Here is a 16,791-nt window from a genome sequence, read left to right on the forward strand (position 1 = left end):
CATGCCGATTATAGTCGCTCTTTCAGGTTTCATTCTACTATTCTCTATCTATATCTACAATCAAATTAAGCCACGAAAAGCCAACATCACCAAAATGATTGACAGGATGGAAGAGGTGAGTCGTGAAAGAAAACATTTAATCTTGGGCCATCACAGCAGCAATGAAGTCTCACCACTATCGGAAATTGCTGGGCAACTCAAGAAAACTTCCACTGATAGGTTTCAGAGTTTTAGCAAAGAAGAGCTATTGATTGCAGAAATTAATCTGGCAGCACCACAAATTTCTGACAAACCATTGTCAACCCAAATTCAACGATTAAATGAAGAGCAAAAACAATTGCTTCGTAATTTAAAAACGGCCTCAGGGGAATATAATCGATTTATCGCCTCGCCTTCCAACAAAATGGTGGCTTCACTTTTCGGCTTCAAGGCTTTTTGATTCAATTTCTGACAAAACGTACTTCAATACCCCTTCGTGATCGCTAGACTCAAACCATTTGACTTGGTCATTTTTCTTAAACCATGTCATTTGGCGCTTAGCGTATCTTCTTGAATTCCTCTTAAGCAGGCGTATGGCCTCATCTCTATCGTAATCCCCATCTAAATAGCCGAAAATCTCTTTATACCCAACTGTTTGAAGTGCATTCAATTGGCGTTTGCCATAGAATCTTTCAGCCTCTTCAAAAAGACCATTTTCAATCATCTGATCCATTCTTAAGTCAATTCGCTCATAGAGTTTCTCTCGAGCCATCTCCAAACCAATCATGATCACATGAAAAGGTCTAGCTACCTTCTTCCCAGTTCTGAAGCTACTAAATGACTTTCCTGTAGAGCGGATTACCTCCAAGGCACGAATTACGCGTTGTGGATTCTTCAAATCCGCTTGGATACAATAGTCAGGGTCTGACTCCATTAATTCATCCACAAGCGAATCAAGTCCTTTTGTAGCGAGTTCTTGGGTAAGTTGATCTCTCAACTCAGAAGATACTGGGGGTAAATCATCCAAGCCATAACAAACAGCATCGACAAATAGTCCTGAACCGCCCACCATGATCGCAACTTTCATTTCTGAAAAGATATGCGCTAGAATCCTCAGTGCATCATTTTCGAACTTTCTAACATCATAATGGTCGTATATAGAAAGTGAATTTATCAAGTGATGCTTGACGGCCGCAAGTTCTTGACTGTTTGGCTTAGCTGTTCCAATTTCTAGCTCTTTATAAAACTGTCTAGAGTCTGCGGAAATAATCTCAGTCTCAATACTGCGAGCTAATTTAATTGAATGAACGGTTTTCCCTACTGCGGTAGGGCCAACCACACAAATTAAAAAGTCAAACTTAATCACACCTCCTATTTGAATCGTCATAATTAATGAATAAACTTGCCCGACTTCAACCTAGACACCCCATTTTGAGTAGAAAAATACTTATCGTAGACGATAATGATATAAATCGTCAATACTTACGTTCCGTTTTGTCGGACGAAGATACTGAATTGTTGTCAGCCTCAAATGGTCAAATGGCTTTAAAATTCCTTGAAAATCACATCCCAGATGTTATTCTAATGGATATTCAAATGCCCGAAATGGATGGCTTTGAATGTTTAAATCTCATAAAGAAAAAGCACTCTGATTACCCTTCACTCGTTTTTGCTGTCACCGGTTTTTCGGATGACTTTGGCAATACTTCATTCAAACAACTTGGTTTTGATGAATTATTCCTAAAGCCCATAAAGGCAAACCTTTTCAAAGACCAAATCGAAAATCTTCTACAGAAATGGAGAAAAGAAAAAGCAAGCTCAAATCACTTGCTAAGATATTCCGATGCTGAATTAGTTGAAATAAAGACCATCAAAGAACTCAGAAAATACGCTTCACAACATGAATTATTAGAGATATACAAGGACTTTGAATCAGAAACCTCTGAAGCACTAAAACAGCTAAAGTCTCATTTTGAGTCAAATGATATTGATAAAATTTTAAGTATCTTGCATACTATCAAAGGAAATTCGGCATCATTAGGAATTAGCCCTATTGCCAAGTTTTCTGAGCAAGTAGAATTCGAAATAAAAAATTCTCAAACAATAGACTCGGAAAATTATTTACCAAAATTACTTGCTTTATTTGCTAAATTCGTAAGTAATTACGAAAGAATCTTAAAATTGAACTAAATGACTGAAGTGAATTATAAAAACGTACTCGTTGCTGAGGATAGCTCCGTAATTCAAAACCTTTTGAAAAAGATTCTGCTTTTTGAAAATTGCAAAATCACCTCCGCCAAAGATGGACAAAGCGTATTAGACAAGTACGAAAAAGATGATTATGACCTTATTATTATGGATTTCAACCTTCCTGTAATGAGTGGATTGGAGGCTACTAGAAAGATCAGGTCTATTAAAAACAAAAAAGGGAAAGTACCTATTATCGGGATTTCAGGAAATGCTAAAAATCTTCCTGAGAGCACTTTTTTTGAGGCTGGGGTCAATGAATACATGCAAAAGCCCTTGGATTATGATAAGCTTATTGAGTTGGTGAAAAAATATACTGCTTCTGCTGAATGACTGTAAGGTACACGAAACAATTTTTGAGCAAACTCGAAGATCTTTTCGCTGAATCAGATTACATATTGCGGTATGAAAAAGGCAGTTTCAAATCAGGATATTGCCTTCTTAACGATACTAGAATTGCAATCATTAATAAGTACTATACCACTGAAGGCAAAATCACGTGCCTAATTGACATTTTGAAGTCAATTCAAATAGACAAATCGAAGCTTAACGAAAAGAACAGGAAGCTCTTAATGGAATTATCACAAACTGAAATCGACCTGTGAAAGTTACTTTTTTAGGCACCGGAACCTCACAAGGAGTCCCAGTAATTGGATGTTCTTGTGAGGTTTGTCGTTCTTTAGACTTCAGGGATAAGAGATTGAGAACATCAATTCATTTAGAAGTTGATGAACTAAGTATCATTTTCGACTCTGGCCCTGACTTTAGACAGCAAATTCTAAGAGAAAATATTACTCAACTAGATGCTTTGGTCTTTACTCATGAACATAAAGACCATACTGCTGGAATGGATGATATTAGATCATTCAACTTTCTACAAAAGAAAGACATGCCTGTTTATGCCCGAAAGAATGTAGTTGAACAACTCAAAAGAGAATTCGCCTACATTTTTAGTGAAACAAAATACCCAGGTATTCCTTCAGTTGACATTCAGGAAATCGATAACTCTCCGTTTTTTATAGAAAAAATCAAATTAACACCAATAGAGGTGGTCCACTTTAAATTACCCGTTTTTGGTTTTCGAATTAAAGACTTCACCTACATTACAGACGCAAAGACCATTTCTGATAAGGAAAAAGAAAAAATAAAAGGCTCCAAAATATTGGTCATCAATGCACTTCAAATCGACCCGCACCCTAGTCATATGACCCTAGATGAGGCCATTACATTGGCCAAGGAAATCAATGCTGAGAAAACCTACTTCACTCATTTGAGTCACAAAATGGGCACTCACAAGAAAGTAAGTGCACTACTGCCAGAAAATATCGAAATAGCTTATGATGGGCTAAAAATCGAAATCTAGTGCACCTTAATTTTTACGTTTTAAAGCGACTTTCAAAATCCTTGGGCTCAATACTTCAAGGAGCGGAACTCATTGAATCCTTCAGTCAAGAAAAGGACGAGCTAATTCTGGCCTTTCTATTAAAAGACAATAATAGTTTCTTTATCAGGGCTACACTTCAAAGTGATTTCACCGCCCTATCCTTTCCGGAAAATTTCGCTCGAAGCAAAAGAAATAGTGCAGATATCTTTCCTTTCTTCATTCATAGTAAGGTTCATTCAGTTCACCAGTATGAAAACGAAAGGGCATTTCACATTGCTTTTAAAAATGGTGCTGTGCTTCTTTTTAAAATGCATGGTAACCGGTCTAACATAATCTTAATCCCAAAGGGACAAAACCCTCAGTTATTCAAAAAGAAATTAATAGCGGACAAAACTATAGTGCCAGCTTCTTTAGAGAGACCTATAGCCCGCTCCGAGGCCTTGTACTTGACTGAGCCAGATCCTCATAAGTTCTACCCCACTTTTGGGAAGTTAGTCAAAGGATACCTCTTGGCTAACCGTTTCAATGAACTAGACATTCATGAACAATGGGCAATGCTAATAGTATTAATTGAAAAACTAGAGAGCAACCCGTTTTTCATTACAAACTTAAAAGGTGCTCCTGCACTCAGTTTAATTGATTACGGTGACACAAAGGAAACGTTATCAGAAGACCCAATCCATGCGTTAAATCGCTTTTACCATATTTTCCATACGGAGTATTCTTTCGAGAAAGAGAAGAGTAATGCGCTACAACTGTTTAATAAAAAAATAAGCCAAGCCAAAAACTACATTGCTAAAACAGAAAGTCAATTAACAAAACTTGAAACGTCAACCGCTCCCAATCACATTGGAGATATAATTATGGCCAATCTACACGCCATTCCTTCTGGAGTGACAACGATCAATCTGTTTAATTTTTACACTGAAGACAACATTGACATCAAATTAAATAAGTCTCTTTCTCCTCAGAAAAATGCTGAGAACTATTATCGAAAGTCAAAGAATCGAAAAATAGAGGTTGAAAAACTTACTGAAAACATATTAAACAAAGAAGAACAGCTAGCTACTCTTCAAAGTCAAAAAGACCTGATTGAACAAGTTGAAAAACTCAAAGAATTAAGGTCAATTGTCAAGAGCAGCGGCTTTGAGTCAAATCAGAACATTCAAGAAGTTCATCTCCCTTATAAAACATTTATCGTACAGGGATATCAGGTTTGGGTGGGGAAAAACGCCAAATCGAATGATGAACTTACATTGAAACATGCTTACAAAGAAGACCTCTGGCTGCATGCCAAAGACGTTCCTGGCTCTCATGTTTTAATCAAACACCAGGCGGGAAAAAACATCCCTGTATCTGTAATAGAAAGGGCTGCAGGTTTTGCCGCATACTATTCAAAAAGAAAAACCGATACGCTAGTACCGGTTATTTATACGCCTGCAAAATATGTCCGTAAGAAGAAAGGAGCTGCACCTGGTCAAGTATTTGTGGCTCAAGAAAAGGTACTCATGGTTCCTTCTCAAGGGCCTCAAGCAGAGCCCTAGTCAGCTACATTAAGTTTTAACATATTCGTCCTACCCCTTTCCCTGATTGGCATACTTGCGGTAGTGATAAACACATCTCCCTTTTGTAAATGACCATTCGCCTTCAGAATGTTTTCATGATCCTTAAAGGTTTGATCTGTAGACTCTTCACTGTCATAGAAGTACGCCCTTACTCCCCAAACCAAAGCCAATTTGGTTAGCAAGCTCCTTTCGGGTGTGAAAATAAAAATATTAGATTTTGGCCTATGCGATGCCAACTTGAATGCCGTATAACCAGACACAGTATTACCAAGCACAGCTTCTGCTTCAATTCTTTCAGCCAAACGACAAGCGGACAACATAATATTGTCATTCATGTAAGTGTCGCTAGACTCTAAAGGCTCATAAAAATTACTGTAAATTCGTTGAGCCGAGGATTCAACAGAAGCGATCGTTTTCGCCATACTCTTAATGGTCTCAACAGGGTATTTACCTGCAGCAGTTTCCGCAGAAAGCATCAGTGCATCGGCACCGTCCAAAACCGCATTGGCAACATCATTGGTTTCTGCCCTCGTTGGCCTTGGGTTGTAAATCATGCTTTCCATCATCTGGGTAGCAATAATTACTGGTTTAGCCGCCAAGTTACACTTCTCAACGATCATCTTTTGAGCGATTGGCACTTCCTCCATTACGATTTCGACTCCCAAATCACCACGTGCTACCATTAGCGCATCAGATTCCGCAATAATTTCATCTATATTTTGAAGCGCCTCAGGTTTTTCAATTTTAGCAATAATTCTGCAGTCCTTCCCTTCCGCCTTAATTCTTGCTCTTAAATCACGAATATCATCTGCGTGACGTACAAACGATAATGCAATCCAGTCCACGTTATTCTCTAAACCGAAAGCGAGATCTTCAATGTCTTTTGGGGTGAGCGAGGGAGCAGAAACCTTGGTAAAAGGTAGGTTAATCCCTTTTTTAGATTTAAGTAATCCTCCGTATTTAACTACACAGGTTACATCAGCTCCTTTAATCGACTTGACTGTAAGTTCTAGGTTCCCGTCATCAATCAAGATCATGTCACCAACATTCACATCTGTTGACAGACCTTCATATACAGTAGATACCTTTTTGCTATTGCCCACCATTTGCTCAGTGGTAATCACTATTTCTTGGCCAGCGGTAATCAACACTTCGCCACCTTCAATCTCACCAACCCTTATTTTAGGTCCTTGCAAATCCTGAAGAATAGAGCAATAGGTACCCAATTCATTATTGAGCTCTCTAATTCTTTCTATAATTAGAGATTTATTTGCATGATCTCCATGCGAAAAATTTAAGCGAAAAACGTTAACTCCAGCATAAATCAGTTCCTTAAGCACCTCTTTAGAATCGCTTGCAGGACCAACCGTAGCTACAATTTTAGCTTTATTGATATTCTTATTATAACCCATATTAAAATATTAAATTATCCTTAGACTTTAAGGCCGCAGCATCCATTAACACTGCGAATTGAACGAAAGGTATTTCTTTGATTTTTGAAATGAAAGCGTTTAAGTCAAAACCAACAGATTCGTTCTCTAACATAATGAAATAGTCGAAATTCTTTAACTCAGGAATAATAAACGCATTGAATTGTTCCTCTCCATCGACCGCTCTGTTACGAATTAATCTGAAAGTCTGGTATTCCGTCTCGTATAAATAGTTAGATATTAGCAAGGCTTTATTACCTGTGAAATCTAGCTCAATATTCTCTTTTTTAACTAAATCCCACCCTAGGCTTTTATTCAGCATCCAAGCCAGCTTGTATTCCTTTACGCTAGCATTAATTGCTACCAATTCAAAATCAATCTCATAAGAAATTTCTAGCTTATTTTTTGCCATAAATGCGAAAAAAACGGGTTTCTGAATACTCAAGTAACCAACGACAAGATTAAAAAATATGTTTGACATTATTGTTAATTTGCATTTCTTTGCAACACGTTTTAACTAAAATTTTCCAAAATGTCGGACATTGCATCAAAAGTAAAGGATATCATCATTGATAAACTAGGAGTAGAAGAATCAGAGGTGACTCCCGAAGCAAGCTTCACTAATGATCTTGGAGCAGATTCGCTTGACACTGTTGAGTTAATCATGGAGTTCGAGAAAGAATTCAACATTTCTATTCCAGATGATCAAGCAGAGAACATTGGCACCGTAGGTGATGCCATCTCTTACCTGGAAGCTAACGTTAGCAATTAATAATTTTTACTTACTACTCTTATATGCAATTAAAGCGAGTTGTAGTAACAGGCCTTGGCGCACTAACACCTTTAGGAAACAATCTCGATACTTATTGGGCTAATCTTATTAAAGGTGTAAGTGGTGCTGGGCCTATCACCCGTTTCAATCCAGAAAAATTCAAAACTCAGTTTGCCTGTGAAGTGAAGGATTATGATCCTTTGAATTATTTCGACAGGAAGGAGGTACGTAAGATGGACCTCTTTACACAGTTCGCTATGATTGCGGCTACTGAAGCTTTTGAACATTCAGGCTTGGACTTAGCGTCTATTGACCTATCCAAGGCCGGAGTAATTTGGGGATCAGGAATTGGAGGACTTAAAACCTTTCAGGATGAAGTTATGTCATTCGCACAAGGTGATGGTACCCCAAGGTTCAATCCTTTCTTTATTCCAAAAATGATTGCGGACATATCTTCGGGTATGATCTCAATCAAATATGGTTTCCGCGGGCCTAACTTTGTAACTGTTTCAGCTTGTGCTTCAGCTACCAACGCCATGATTGATGCCATGACCTATATAAAACTAGGTAAGGCTAAGATTATGATTACTGGTGGTTCAGAAGCTTCTGTTACCGAAGCAGGGATGGGTGGATTTAATTCCATGAAGGCACTCTCTGAAAGAAATGACAGTCCACAAACGGCATCGAGACCTTTTGACAAAGACAGAGATGGCTTTGTTTTGGGTGAAGGCGCTGGGGCTTTGATTCTTGAAGAATATGAGCATGCGAAAGCGCGTGGAGCTAAAATCTATGCAGAAATAGTTGGTGGCGGAATGTCGGCTGATGCCTATCACATTACGGCACCACATCCAGAAGGCTTAGGAGCTACAAGCGTTATGATTAATGCACTTGAAGACGCTGAAATGCAGCCTGAGGAGATTGATTATATCAATGTACACGGCACCTCTACTCCTTTGGGAGACATGAGTGAAGTGATCGCTATTGAAAAAGTATTTGGTGAGCACGCATATAACCTGAACATTAGCTCTACAAAGTCGATGACAGGTCACCTTTTAGGAGCTGCTGGAGCTATTGAGGCTATTGCAGCAATAAAATCAATTGAACATCAAATTGTTCCTCCAACCATCAATCATTTTACTGATGATGACCAGTTTAACCCTAAGCTGAATTTCACATTCAATAAAGCTCAGGAAAGAACGATCAACGCCTGCTTAAGTAATACTTTTGGCTTTGGTGGTCACAACACATCGGTTGTATTTAGAAAACTGGATTGAAAGTGAGGTTGTGGTTAACCCAATTTAAAAACCTTTCAAAAGAAGATAAAAAGCTTATTGCCTCAATTAAAACAATTGTGGGCAGTAAGCCTTTTAATTTAAAACCCTACAAAATTGCGACCCAACATACCTCTGTTGCTAAATCGGTAAAAGAGGGAGTTAAAGAATCAAACGAAAGGCTAGAATTCCTTGGTGATGCGGTTTTAGGGCTGGTAGTAGCCAATTACATTTTCAAAAAATACCCCTACAAAGACGAAGGCTTCCTTACAGAAATCAGATCTAGAATTGTAAGCAGGGACTCTTTGAATCTGCTTGCTCGAAAAATTGGCGTGGATCATATTGTCCAATTCGACTCTAGAAGAAAAACACCCAATTCTCACAAGTCCATTTATGGCAATACATTAGAAGCACTTATTGGTGCCGTATACATTGACCAAGGATTTAAGCGTTCCCAAAAATTTATCGTCAACAAACTCTTAATTCCTCATTTCGATATTGAGGAGATTATTAGTACCACGAAAAATTACAAAAGCAAACTGATTGAATGGGCGCAGAAGAACGGGAAAACCACTAGCTTTGACCTCTTGGAAACCAAAGAAAAGACCCACTTTAAGGAGTTTGTTATTCAAGTTTTAATTGATGACGAACCAATAGCCAAGGGACATGGTTTAAGCAAAAAGAAAGCAGAGCAAGATGCAGCCCGCGAGGCCTGTATTTCACTTGAAATTGAATAAATGGGAATTTATCGTATTGGTACTGCCACAGTAAACCAGACCCCTCTCGATTGGACTAACAATATTCTTCAACTCAAAAAGGCATTAAAAGAAGCCAGAAATGAAGAGGTTGAAATTTTATGTCTTCCTGAGCTATCCGTAACTTCTTATGGCTGCGAAGATCTTTTTCTAAGCCATTGGTTACCTGAAAAAGCCAAAAGCTTTCTACCTGAACTTATTGTGGAAACCAAAGGCCTTTTTACCAGTTTTAACCTTCCTCTTTATTTTGGCGGTAAGTTGTACAATTGTGCTGTGGTGGTTTATGACCAAGAAATATTGGGTGTTTACGCCAAGCAGTACATGGCACTTGATGGAGTACATTATGAACCCAGATGGTTCACCCCTTGGCCAATTGGCGAAGTATTGGAAATTGAAATAGACGGAAATAATTACCCAATCGGAGACCTTACCTTTGATTTCAAAGATTGGAAAATAGGTTTCGAAATATGTGAAGATGCTTGGAGAGGTGTTGTACGCCCTGCGCACAGACTTTGTAAAAAGGAAGTCAACCTAATTCTGAATCCAAGCGCCAGTCACTTTGCAATGGGAAAAACATTGCAGCGAATTGACTTGGTGAAAAATTCTTCGAAAGAATTTAAATGCACCTACGTTTACGCAAACCTTTTGGGGAACGAAGCTGGAAGAATGATCTATGATGGGGAAATGATGATAGCCCAACATGGAGCACTCATAGTAAGAAATGAATTACTCTCTTTCCAACCCTATCAAGTCATTTGGGCGGATGTAATTTCAGAGGGCAACACCCAACCACAAAATATCATCCCAATAGATGCAAAGGAAATTGAGTTTCCAAAGGCGGCTGCTTTAGCCCTATATGATTACCTCAGAAAAAGCCGAAGTAATGGTTATGCGCTCTCCTTAAGCGGTGGTGCAGACTCAGCTACTTGCGCAGTATTGGTGGCCGAAATGGTAAAGAGAGCCATTGAAACTTTAGGTCAGTCAGCATTTTTAAAAAGCATTAACCGACTAGATTTAGAAGGAAAGAGCCACAAAGAAATTGTCGGAGAAATTTTTGCGACTGCCTATCAAGGCTCCGTTAACTCATCAGACGACACTTTAAACGCAGCTCAGGAACTGGCGAATTCCATCGGAGCTACTTTCTATCATTGGACAATTGACAAGGCCGTTGAAAATTATACTTCGACCATAGAGACGGCCCTCGATAGAAAGTTAGAATGGAAAACTGATGATATTACTCTTCAGAATATTCAGGCCCGCTCCAGAAGCCCGATTATATGGATGCTAGCCAATATTAAGAATAGAGTACTATTGACTACTTCTAACCGTAGCGAAGGCAGCGTAGGCTACGCTACAATGGATGGCGACACAAGCGGCAGCCTAGCTCCTATATCGAGTGTAGACAAAGTCTTCATTAGAAAATGGCTCGTATATGCCGAAGAACACTTGGGTTACTCTGGCTTGGCTAGGATCAATAGCTTAGCCCCAATGGCCGAATTGAGACCAAAAAATCAAAATCAAACCGATGAGGATGATTTAATGCCTTATCCTATTTTACTGGCCATTGAGCAGTTGGCCATTCGAGATCATCAATCGCCAAAAGAGGTTTTCGAAAACCTGAAAAAGAAAGGACTAGAAGATGAAAGTCTTTTAAAGAACCACATCATTAAATTCTACAAACTTTGGAGTAGAAATCAGTGGAAAAGAGAGCGACTTGCTCCTGCATTTCATTTGGATGAATTCAATGTGGATCCACGCACTTGGTGCCGATTCCCAATTTTGTCCGCTGGATTTATTGAAGAACTGAAAGAATTGTAAGTATCATTACGATTAAGGTTGATCTAATTGAATTCAATTTGCGATAATGATGTTAACTCAGAATGGCAATGAAACTTAATGAACTCAACAAAATTTCCTCATTCTTTCCCAATACAGAGAAAATGCCTGCGCTTTTCTTAGGGCATGGAAACCCAATGAATGCTATCGAGGAAAATGAGTTTGTGGAAGGCTTTAGAAAAGTAGCCACCGAAATCCCCAAGCCCAGTGCTATTCTCTGCATTTCTGCCCACTGGGAAACCAAGGGCACTTTTGTGACAGCCATGGACTCACCAAAAACCATTCATGATTTTGGTGGCTTCCCTAAACAGCTTTTCGAAGTGCAATATCCAGCTCCTGGGAGTCCAATGCTGGCGGAAGAAACAAAAAAAATCATTACAAAAGCCAGGGTAGAACTCGATCATGATTGGGGACTCGACCATGGCGCTTGGAGTGTGGTAAAACATTTGTATCCCAATGCAGATGTGCCTGTCATTCAAATGAGCTTGGATTATAATCAGCCTCCTCAATACCACTATGACCTTGCAAAACAGTTATCTGCATTGAGAAAAAAAGGGGTACTGATTATTGGAAGTGGAAATATGGTGCATAATTTACGCTTGGTGGCATGGAACCAAATCAATACCGTTGGCTACGCGCACGATTGGGCTTTGGAGGCCAAAGAAAAAATGAATCATTTCATTATCAACGATAATCACGATTCACTGATCAATTACAGCGCTAACGGAAAAGCCTTTCAACTTTCTATCCCTACGCCTGAGCATTACCTTCCTTTGCTGTACACGCTAGCACTGAAAGATAAAGATGAGACTGTATCGCTCTTCAATGACAAGTCCATAGCCGGTTCACTTACAATGACCTCGGTAAAAATTGGAGGTTAAGGTCTAAGTCTGATTATCATTTACCAATACCAGCTTCTTCCTCTTTTATCGCTTCCTCATTGTTCTTCTTATCCTTTCTTTTCTCTTTTGGAGGTTTGGCTGCTTTGTCCTTCTTTTTGAACATTCCGAAAACACCTTTCTTTTTGATCGACAGCGTATCGACTGCGATGGAATCTTTAAGTGCCTTTTTATAAGCTACAGAATCTATTGGGTCTGGAGGTGGCGGTGGTTGAGGGAACAAATGACCAAATTTCTTGTTGTAGTTCTCTTGGTCTATGTTATAGCCTTTATACCCCTTAGGAGTCGTTAAAATGGTTGCCGTAATCACCTTTTTAGGAGTTATTGAATCCAGTGGAGTAGAATCGTTTATAGATTCTATTTCCGTTTCTAATGAATCCAAAATACCAATATTGACCAACTCGGGCACAACTATATCGAGCTTATAGAATGGTCGTTTCATTAAGATTTTATCTATAAGATATGGATTTTCTAAAACGGGTCTTTCAGGACTTGACCAAATTCTAGCAATAAAAGAGGGGTGTTTTCGATTATTATACTCGAAACCTTCCTTCTCAATAGGGTACGTTCTTCCCTTTTGAACTCGAAATCCTTTGCCTTCGGAAGCGGCATAAAAAGATTCATCCAATTCGTCACTTCGGTCTTTCACAAAGCCATAAGGCATTTTCGGAATGGTGTCGCCTTCAAAAATAGTAAATGGAGAGAAAAGCTGTTGCCGATAATCGTTATCTAGGATTAGAGAAGTTTGGTATGCAGGACATATTAACCTCTCTGTACATGAAAAGAGGACGCTGCAAAGGCAGAGCAATATGATAGGTTTACAATTCATTAGTCCCAAAAGGGCTTCCCAGATTTACTAATGTGCTGCTAAGCCTCAAACCTAACAATTTAATTTAATCTTCAATAAAGAATCTGTTCGTCCATTTTAAGCGAATCGTAATGATCAAAACTTAGTTTTATCATTTAAGTTTACATAGCGATGAGGCAATTTGATTATATAATAGCAGGAGGTGGGTCAGCAGGTTTGACCTTGGCTTATTTGCTGTTGACATACGGAAATAAGGGAAAAACCACACTTATTATCGATAAAGACGACAAATCAGCAAATGACCGCACTTGGTGCTTCTGGGAAAAGGAAGTCAATCTATTCGAAAACCTAGTGTCTAAACGGTGGGATAAAGCTTATTTCTCAAGCCCTAGTTTCAAGAAAACATTCGATCTTCAACCCTATTCTTACAAAATGATAAGAGGTAAAGATTTTTATAATTTCATGAAATTGGAACTCGCTAAATTCAAAAACCTCACTTGGGTAACAGAGAACGTTACCGAAATCAATACTGAAGGAATAGTGAAAACTAACACAGAGACTTATTCCGGAAACCTGGTTTTCAATAGCACATATGGCCTTAAAGATTTCGAGATTCCCTCTAAGCATGTACAGTTTCTTCAGCATTTTAAAGGAAGGTTTATTCAGACAGAGCAACCTTGCTTCGATGCCGACACCATGACCTATATGGATTTTCGGATCGATCAAAAAGGAGATTGTCGATTTGGTTACGTGCTTCCTTTTTCTCCCAATGAGGCCTTGGTGGAATACACCATTTTTAGTGAGGAACTCCTTCAACCTGAAGAATACGACAAAGGACTGGATGATTATCTCGACAATTTCCTAAGAATAGAGGACTACAAAGTGATAGAAGATGAGTTCGGAGTGATTCCAATGACTGACTTTCCTTTTCCTGTAAAGGATGGGAAAATTATAAACATTGGCATCAGTGGTGGTTTTGCTAAACCCTCCACTGGATATACCTTTTTGCGATCGCAACACATCTTAAAAAAGATGGCGAATAATTTAGCCGAACAAAAAGATCCATTGGCCGATTTGCCCTATCAGAAAAAGAGGTTCATGAAGTACGACAGTACATTATTAAATGTATTGAAGAATGGGGAGCATTCGGGCGCTCAAATATTTTCTGATTTGTTTGAGAAAAATGGTGCGCAAGCCGTATTTAAGTTTTTGGATGAGGAAACCAATTTGGCCGAAGAAATGAAAATCATGTCCTCCACTCCTATCCTTGCTTTTGGCAAAGCCTTTATTAAAACCTTCGGAAAGTAAGCTTGAGGAAAATTACCAAGGTTGGTAAAGCACTCCTGAAGATGAATCCTTTGAGGCCCCAGTCACTGAACTAAGGCAATTGGTTATATTTTCGCTTCTCAACACACCCATAAAAGCAAAGACGATGGCTTCTTTAAAATCGATTACTGAGGTTTCAGGAATTACCACTTCAATTGAACTACCCAAATAGTGCTGAATCGTCTCCACCAGAAATAGATTCTTTGCCCCTCCCCCGGTCACCAACATCTTGGCATCAGCCGTTGCATAAGGCTTCTGGCTTTCACTAATTTGAAAAGCGATATGATGTACCGCTGTATGCAATTGATCATCAATACTAGCCTCCGAACTGTCAATCAAAGGCATCATTTCATCTCTGAACCATTCAAAACCCAAAGATTTAGGGAAAGCTTGTTGATAAAAGACCAATGCGTTCAGTTGATTTAATAATGGCTGAACCAATTTGCCTGAACGTGCCATTTCGCCCCCGTCATCAAAAGGCTTCCCAGTTGATTTTAAGATATAGCTCAACAGCATATTGGCTGGTGAAATATCAAAAGCTTTCCTGGTTCCCTCTATTCGGAACGAAGCATTTGAAATGCCGCCCAGATTCAAGCAGAAATCATAATCAGAGAAAAGAAGTTCGTCACCTATTGGCACTAAAGGTGCCCCTTGACCGCCAAGCGTCACATCGAGTGTACGGAAGTCACAAATCACTTTTTGACCAGCAGCATTGGCCAGTTCTTGTCCTGCTCCTATCTGGTAGGTGAGTCCTTTGTCTATCTGATGAAAAACCGTATGGCCATGACTGGAAATAAAATCAACATCAAGCTGGTTTTGGTCAATAAGAATCTTGGACTGCTTTCCCATCCATTGCCCGAATTCATTATTGAGCAGCAATAAATCTAAAGTAGAAAGCTCAATAGAGCACTTAAGTTTCTCTTGAAAATCAGGGGTATATTCTATACAAATGGATTTGTTCAATGAAAACCGCCATTGTTCATTCTCTTTCCAAAAAGAGCAATACGCCATATCCAGTCCATCCAAAGAGGTACCCGACATTAAACCTAAAACATGGTAGGTTTCTTTCATCTCATTAATTGAAATTAACCAAAGAGTGCGCCCGCTATTGTGGCAGTCATCATTGTAGCGAGTGTCGCAGCCATTAGTGCTTTAATTCCCAGTCTCGATAGGTCTCCCTGACGATTTGGTGCCAAACCTCCAATACCTCCAATTTGAATAGCGATTGAAGAGAAGTTCGCAAAACCACAAAGGGCATAAGTGGCTATAAGGATTGATTTCTCACTCAGTTCGCCAGCGGCTTTCATATCTGCCAAGCTTAAATAAGCTACAAATTCATTGATCACTGTTTTCTGACCAATTAAACTCCCTACTTGCAAGGTTTCAGACCATTCTACACCCATGATAAAGGCAAACACCCTAAACACCTGACCCAAAATATATTCGAGACTAAAACCGCTAAATACGCCATTGGTACTTGAAACCACGTAAGTGTTTAAGCCTGTCCAAGCACCAATTCCATCAACCAGAATCCAGTTCAGGGAATAGATTACTGCAATAAAAGCCAACAACATAGCAGCGATATTCATCGCCAATTTCATTCCATCCGATGCGCCACCAGCCAGTGCATCAATAACATTGACACCAATCTGATCCTTGTTCACGTTCAGTCGTGAATCAATTTTTTCTGGTTCTAACTCTGGTAAGAATATTTTAGACATTACGATGGCCGCGGGGGCATTCATAATGGAAGCACTCAAAAGATAAGTAGCAAACTTGGCTTGTTGAACGGGATCTCCACCTCCTAAAAAGGACACATAAGCCCCCAAGACTGAGCCAGCAATAGTGGCCATTCCACCTGTCATCAAGCAGAGTAATTCGGAGTTGGTCATTTTACCGATAAATGGCTTCACCAATAAAGGCGCTTCGGTTTGACCTAGAAAGATATTTCCAGCAGCAGACATTGATTCTGCGCCTGATAAACGCATAGTTTTTGCCATAATCCAGGCAAAACCATACACGATTTTTTGAAGGATTCCCAAGTAATAAAGACCTGCCGTAACCGCGGAAAAGAAGATTACAGTAGGTAATGCTTGAAAAACAAATAGAAAACCTAAGCTGTGGTTTACACCTTCAACAGCATCACTATTTTTAGCCAAGTCGCCATAAAGGAATTCGGCCCCATTAAGAGAAAAGCCCAAAAAGGTAACAAAAGCCTGACTCACATAATCGAAAGCCTTTTGGATAAAGCTTACTTCTGAAATGAGTAGCGCAATAACCAACTGTATAATGACGCCAACTCCTACCAGTCTCCAATCAACCTTCTTTCTTTTACTCGATAGTAAATAGGCAATCCCAATTAGTACTATCAATCCAATTATTCCTCTTACAATGGCCATGGTTAACTGATCACATGTGAATTTCTGATAATAAAAAGTGACTTATAAAACCACTCCATTGCGATCTCGAAAGAAATACTCTAAAGATCAATCCGTTAAAGTTAACAGAACTTATTAAAC

The 16,791-nt window shown here is 39.1% G+C and carries 17 protein-coding genes; 11 read left to right on the plus strand and 6 right to left on the minus strand.

What is annotated here, in order from left to right; genetic code table 11:
* Position 1: 1 nt before the first annotated feature.
* Complete coding sequence (locus VOI17_RS09765; RefSeq protein ID WP_323757066.1) at positions 2–439, plus strand: hypothetical protein; 438 nt, start codon at positions 2–4, stop codon at positions 437–439.
* Here the strand turns inward: VOI17_RS09765 and miaA are convergent.
* A complete protein-coding gene (gene miaA / locus VOI17_RS09770) occupies positions 413–1,366 on the minus strand; it encodes a tRNA (adenosine(37)-N6)-dimethylallyltransferase MiaA (protein WP_323757067.1) in 954 nt (317 codons plus the stop codon). The two genes, VOI17_RS09765 and miaA, sit on opposite strands and share 27 nt — an antisense overlap.
* A 5-nt stretch (positions 1,367–1,371) precedes the next feature.
* On the opposite strand from miaA, the gene VOI17_RS09775 reads away from it, so the two are divergent.
* From VOI17_RS09775 to VOI17_RS09790, 4 genes are all read left to right on the plus strand, one after another.
* On the plus strand, positions 1,372–2,169 hold the full coding sequence (locus VOI17_RS09775; protein ID WP_323757068.1) for a response regulator: 798 nt from the start codon (positions 1,372–1,374) through the stop codon (positions 2,167–2,169).
* Positions 2,170–2,559, plus strand: a complete 390-nt coding sequence (locus VOI17_RS09780) for a response regulator (RefSeq protein ID WP_323757069.1) — start codon at positions 2,170–2,172, stop codon at positions 2,557–2,559.
* 268 nt (positions 2,560–2,827) lie between these two features.
* Positions 2,828–3,589, plus strand: a complete 762-nt coding sequence (locus VOI17_RS09785) for an MBL fold metallo-hydrolase (protein WP_323757070.1) — start codon at positions 2,828–2,830, stop codon at positions 3,587–3,589.
* A complete protein-coding gene (locus VOI17_RS09790; RefSeq protein WP_323757071.1) occupies positions 3,589–5,154 on the plus strand; it encodes an NFACT RNA binding domain-containing protein in 1,566 nt (521 codons plus the stop codon). The genes VOI17_RS09785 and VOI17_RS09790 overlap by 1 nt, the downstream gene beginning before the upstream one ends.
* On the opposite strand, the gene pyk is transcribed toward VOI17_RS09790, so the two are convergent.
* Positions 5,151–6,587: a pyruvate kinase gene (gene pyk / locus VOI17_RS09795; protein ID WP_323757072.1), complete on the minus strand. Its 1,437-nt coding sequence runs from the start codon at positions 6,585–6,587 to the stop codon at positions 5,151–5,153. The two genes, VOI17_RS09790 and pyk, sit on opposite strands and share 4 nt — an antisense overlap.
* A gap of 1 nt (position 6,588) precedes the next feature.
* A complete protein-coding gene (locus VOI17_RS09800; RefSeq protein ID WP_323757073.1) occupies positions 6,589–7,086 on the minus strand; it encodes an IPExxxVDY family protein in 498 nt (165 codons plus the stop codon).
* Positions 7,087–7,137: 51 nt separating this feature from the next.
* Here VOI17_RS09800 and VOI17_RS09805 point away from each other — a divergent pair, with 51 nt between their 5' ends.
* The 5 genes from VOI17_RS09805 (at position 7,138) to ygiD (ending at position 12,120) form a co-directional block, all read left to right on the plus strand.
* On the plus strand, positions 7,138–7,377 hold the full coding sequence (locus VOI17_RS09805; RefSeq protein ID WP_053223003.1) for an acyl carrier protein: 240 nt from the start codon (positions 7,138–7,140) through the stop codon (positions 7,375–7,377).
* A 23-nt stretch (positions 7,378–7,400) separates the two neighbouring features.
* On the plus strand, positions 7,401–8,651 hold the full coding sequence (gene fabF / locus VOI17_RS09810; RefSeq protein ID WP_323757074.1) for a beta-ketoacyl-ACP synthase II: 1,251 nt from the start codon (positions 7,401–7,403) through the stop codon (positions 8,649–8,651).
* Positions 8,652–8,653: 2 nt separating this feature from the next.
* Entirely contained in the window at positions 8,654–9,385 is a 732-nt protein-coding gene (gene rnc / locus VOI17_RS09815; protein WP_323757075.1) for a ribonuclease III, read from the plus strand.
* Entirely contained in the window at positions 9,386–11,221 is a 1,836-nt protein-coding gene (gene nadE / locus VOI17_RS09820; RefSeq protein WP_323757076.1) for an NAD(+) synthase, read from the plus strand.
* Positions 11,222–11,289: 68 nt separating this feature from the next.
* Entirely contained in the window at positions 11,290–12,120 is an 831-nt protein-coding gene (gene ygiD / locus VOI17_RS09825) for a 4,5-DOPA dioxygenase extradiol (protein WP_323757077.1), read from the plus strand.
* A gap of 16 nt (positions 12,121–12,136) precedes the next feature.
* Here ygiD and VOI17_RS09830 read toward each other — a convergent pair whose 3' ends face one another.
* A complete protein-coding gene (locus VOI17_RS09830; RefSeq protein ID WP_323757078.1) occupies positions 12,137–12,967 on the minus strand; it encodes a hypothetical protein in 831 nt (276 codons plus the stop codon).
* A 150-nt stretch (positions 12,968–13,117) separates the two neighbouring features.
* Here VOI17_RS09830 and VOI17_RS09835 point away from each other — a divergent pair, with 150 nt between their 5' ends.
* Positions 13,118–14,254, plus strand: coding sequence for a lycopene cyclase family protein (locus tag VOI17_RS09835; RefSeq protein WP_323757079.1), 1,137 nt, complete (start codon positions 13,118–13,120; stop codon positions 14,252–14,254).
* Between the two features lie 12 nt (positions 14,255–14,266).
* Here the strand turns inward: VOI17_RS09835 and VOI17_RS09840 are convergent, their stop codons facing one another.
* Both VOI17_RS09840 and VOI17_RS09845 read right to left on the minus strand, forming a co-directional pair.
* Positions 14,267–15,343, minus strand: a complete 1,077-nt coding sequence (locus tag VOI17_RS09840; protein WP_323757080.1) for an anhydro-N-acetylmuramic acid kinase — start codon at positions 15,341–15,343, stop codon at positions 14,267–14,269.
* Positions 15,344–15,357: 14 nt separating this feature from the next.
* Positions 15,358–16,671 (minus strand): NupC/NupG family nucleoside CNT transporter, encoded by a 1,314-nt coding sequence (locus VOI17_RS09845; protein ID WP_323757081.1) that lies wholly within the window; start codon positions 16,669–16,671, stop codon positions 15,358–15,360.
* Positions 16,672–16,791 lie beyond the last annotated feature (120 nt).

This window comes from Roseivirga sp. (genome assembly GCF_034669765.1).
In the GTDB taxonomy this organism is placed as follows: domain Bacteria; phylum Bacteroidota; class Bacteroidia; order Cytophagales; family Cyclobacteriaceae; genus Roseivirga.

Excerpts from the sequence above, each read along its gene's own strand:
- pyk (WP_323757072.1), bottom strand. The coding sequence starts at position 6,587 with ATGGGTTATAATAAGAATATCAATAAAGCTAAAATTGTAGCTACGGTT.
- VOI17_RS09830 (WP_323757078.1), bottom strand. The coding sequence starts at position 12,967 with ATGAATTGTAAACCTATCATATTGCTCTGCCTTTGCAGCGTCCTCTTT.
- nadE (WP_323757076.1), top strand. The coding sequence starts at position 9,386 with ATGGGAATTTATCGTATTGGTACTGCCACAGTAAACCAGACCCCTCTC.
- miaA (WP_323757067.1), bottom strand. The coding sequence starts at position 1,366 with ATGACGATTCAAATAGGAGGTGTGATTAAGTTTGACTTTTTAATTTGT.
- fabF (WP_323757074.1), top strand. The coding sequence starts at position 7,401 with ATGCAATTAAAGCGAGTTGTAGTAACAGGCCTTGGCGCACTAACACCT.
- VOI17_RS09780 (WP_323757069.1), top strand. The coding sequence starts at position 2,170 with ATGACTGAAGTGAATTATAAAAACGTACTCGTTGCTGAGGATAGCTCC.
- VOI17_RS09800 (WP_323757073.1), bottom strand. The coding sequence starts at position 7,086 with ATGTCAAACATATTTTTTAATCTTGTCGTTGGTTACTTGAGTATTCAG.
- ygiD (WP_323757077.1), top strand. The coding sequence starts at position 11,290 with ATGAAACTTAATGAACTCAACAAAATTTCCTCATTCTTTCCCAATACA.
- VOI17_RS09845 (WP_323757081.1), bottom strand. The coding sequence starts at position 16,671 with ATGGCCATTGTAAGAGGAATAATTGGATTGATAGTACTAATTGGGATT.
- VOI17_RS09765 (WP_323757066.1), top strand. The coding sequence starts at position 2 with ATGCCGATTATAGTCGCTCTTTCAGGTTTCATTCTACTATTCTCTATC.
- VOI17_RS09775 (WP_323757068.1), top strand. The coding sequence starts at position 1,372 with ATGAATAAACTTGCCCGACTTCAACCTAGACACCCCATTTTGAGTAGA.
- VOI17_RS09840 (WP_323757080.1), bottom strand. The coding sequence starts at position 15,343 with ATGAAAGAAACCTACCATGTTTTAGGTTTAATGTCGGGTACCTCTTTG.
- VOI17_RS09805 (WP_053223003.1), top strand. The coding sequence starts at position 7,138 with ATGTCGGACATTGCATCAAAAGTAAAGGATATCATCATTGATAAACTA.
- VOI17_RS09835 (WP_323757079.1), top strand. The coding sequence starts at position 13,118 with ATGAGGCAATTTGATTATATAATAGCAGGAGGTGGGTCAGCAGGTTTG.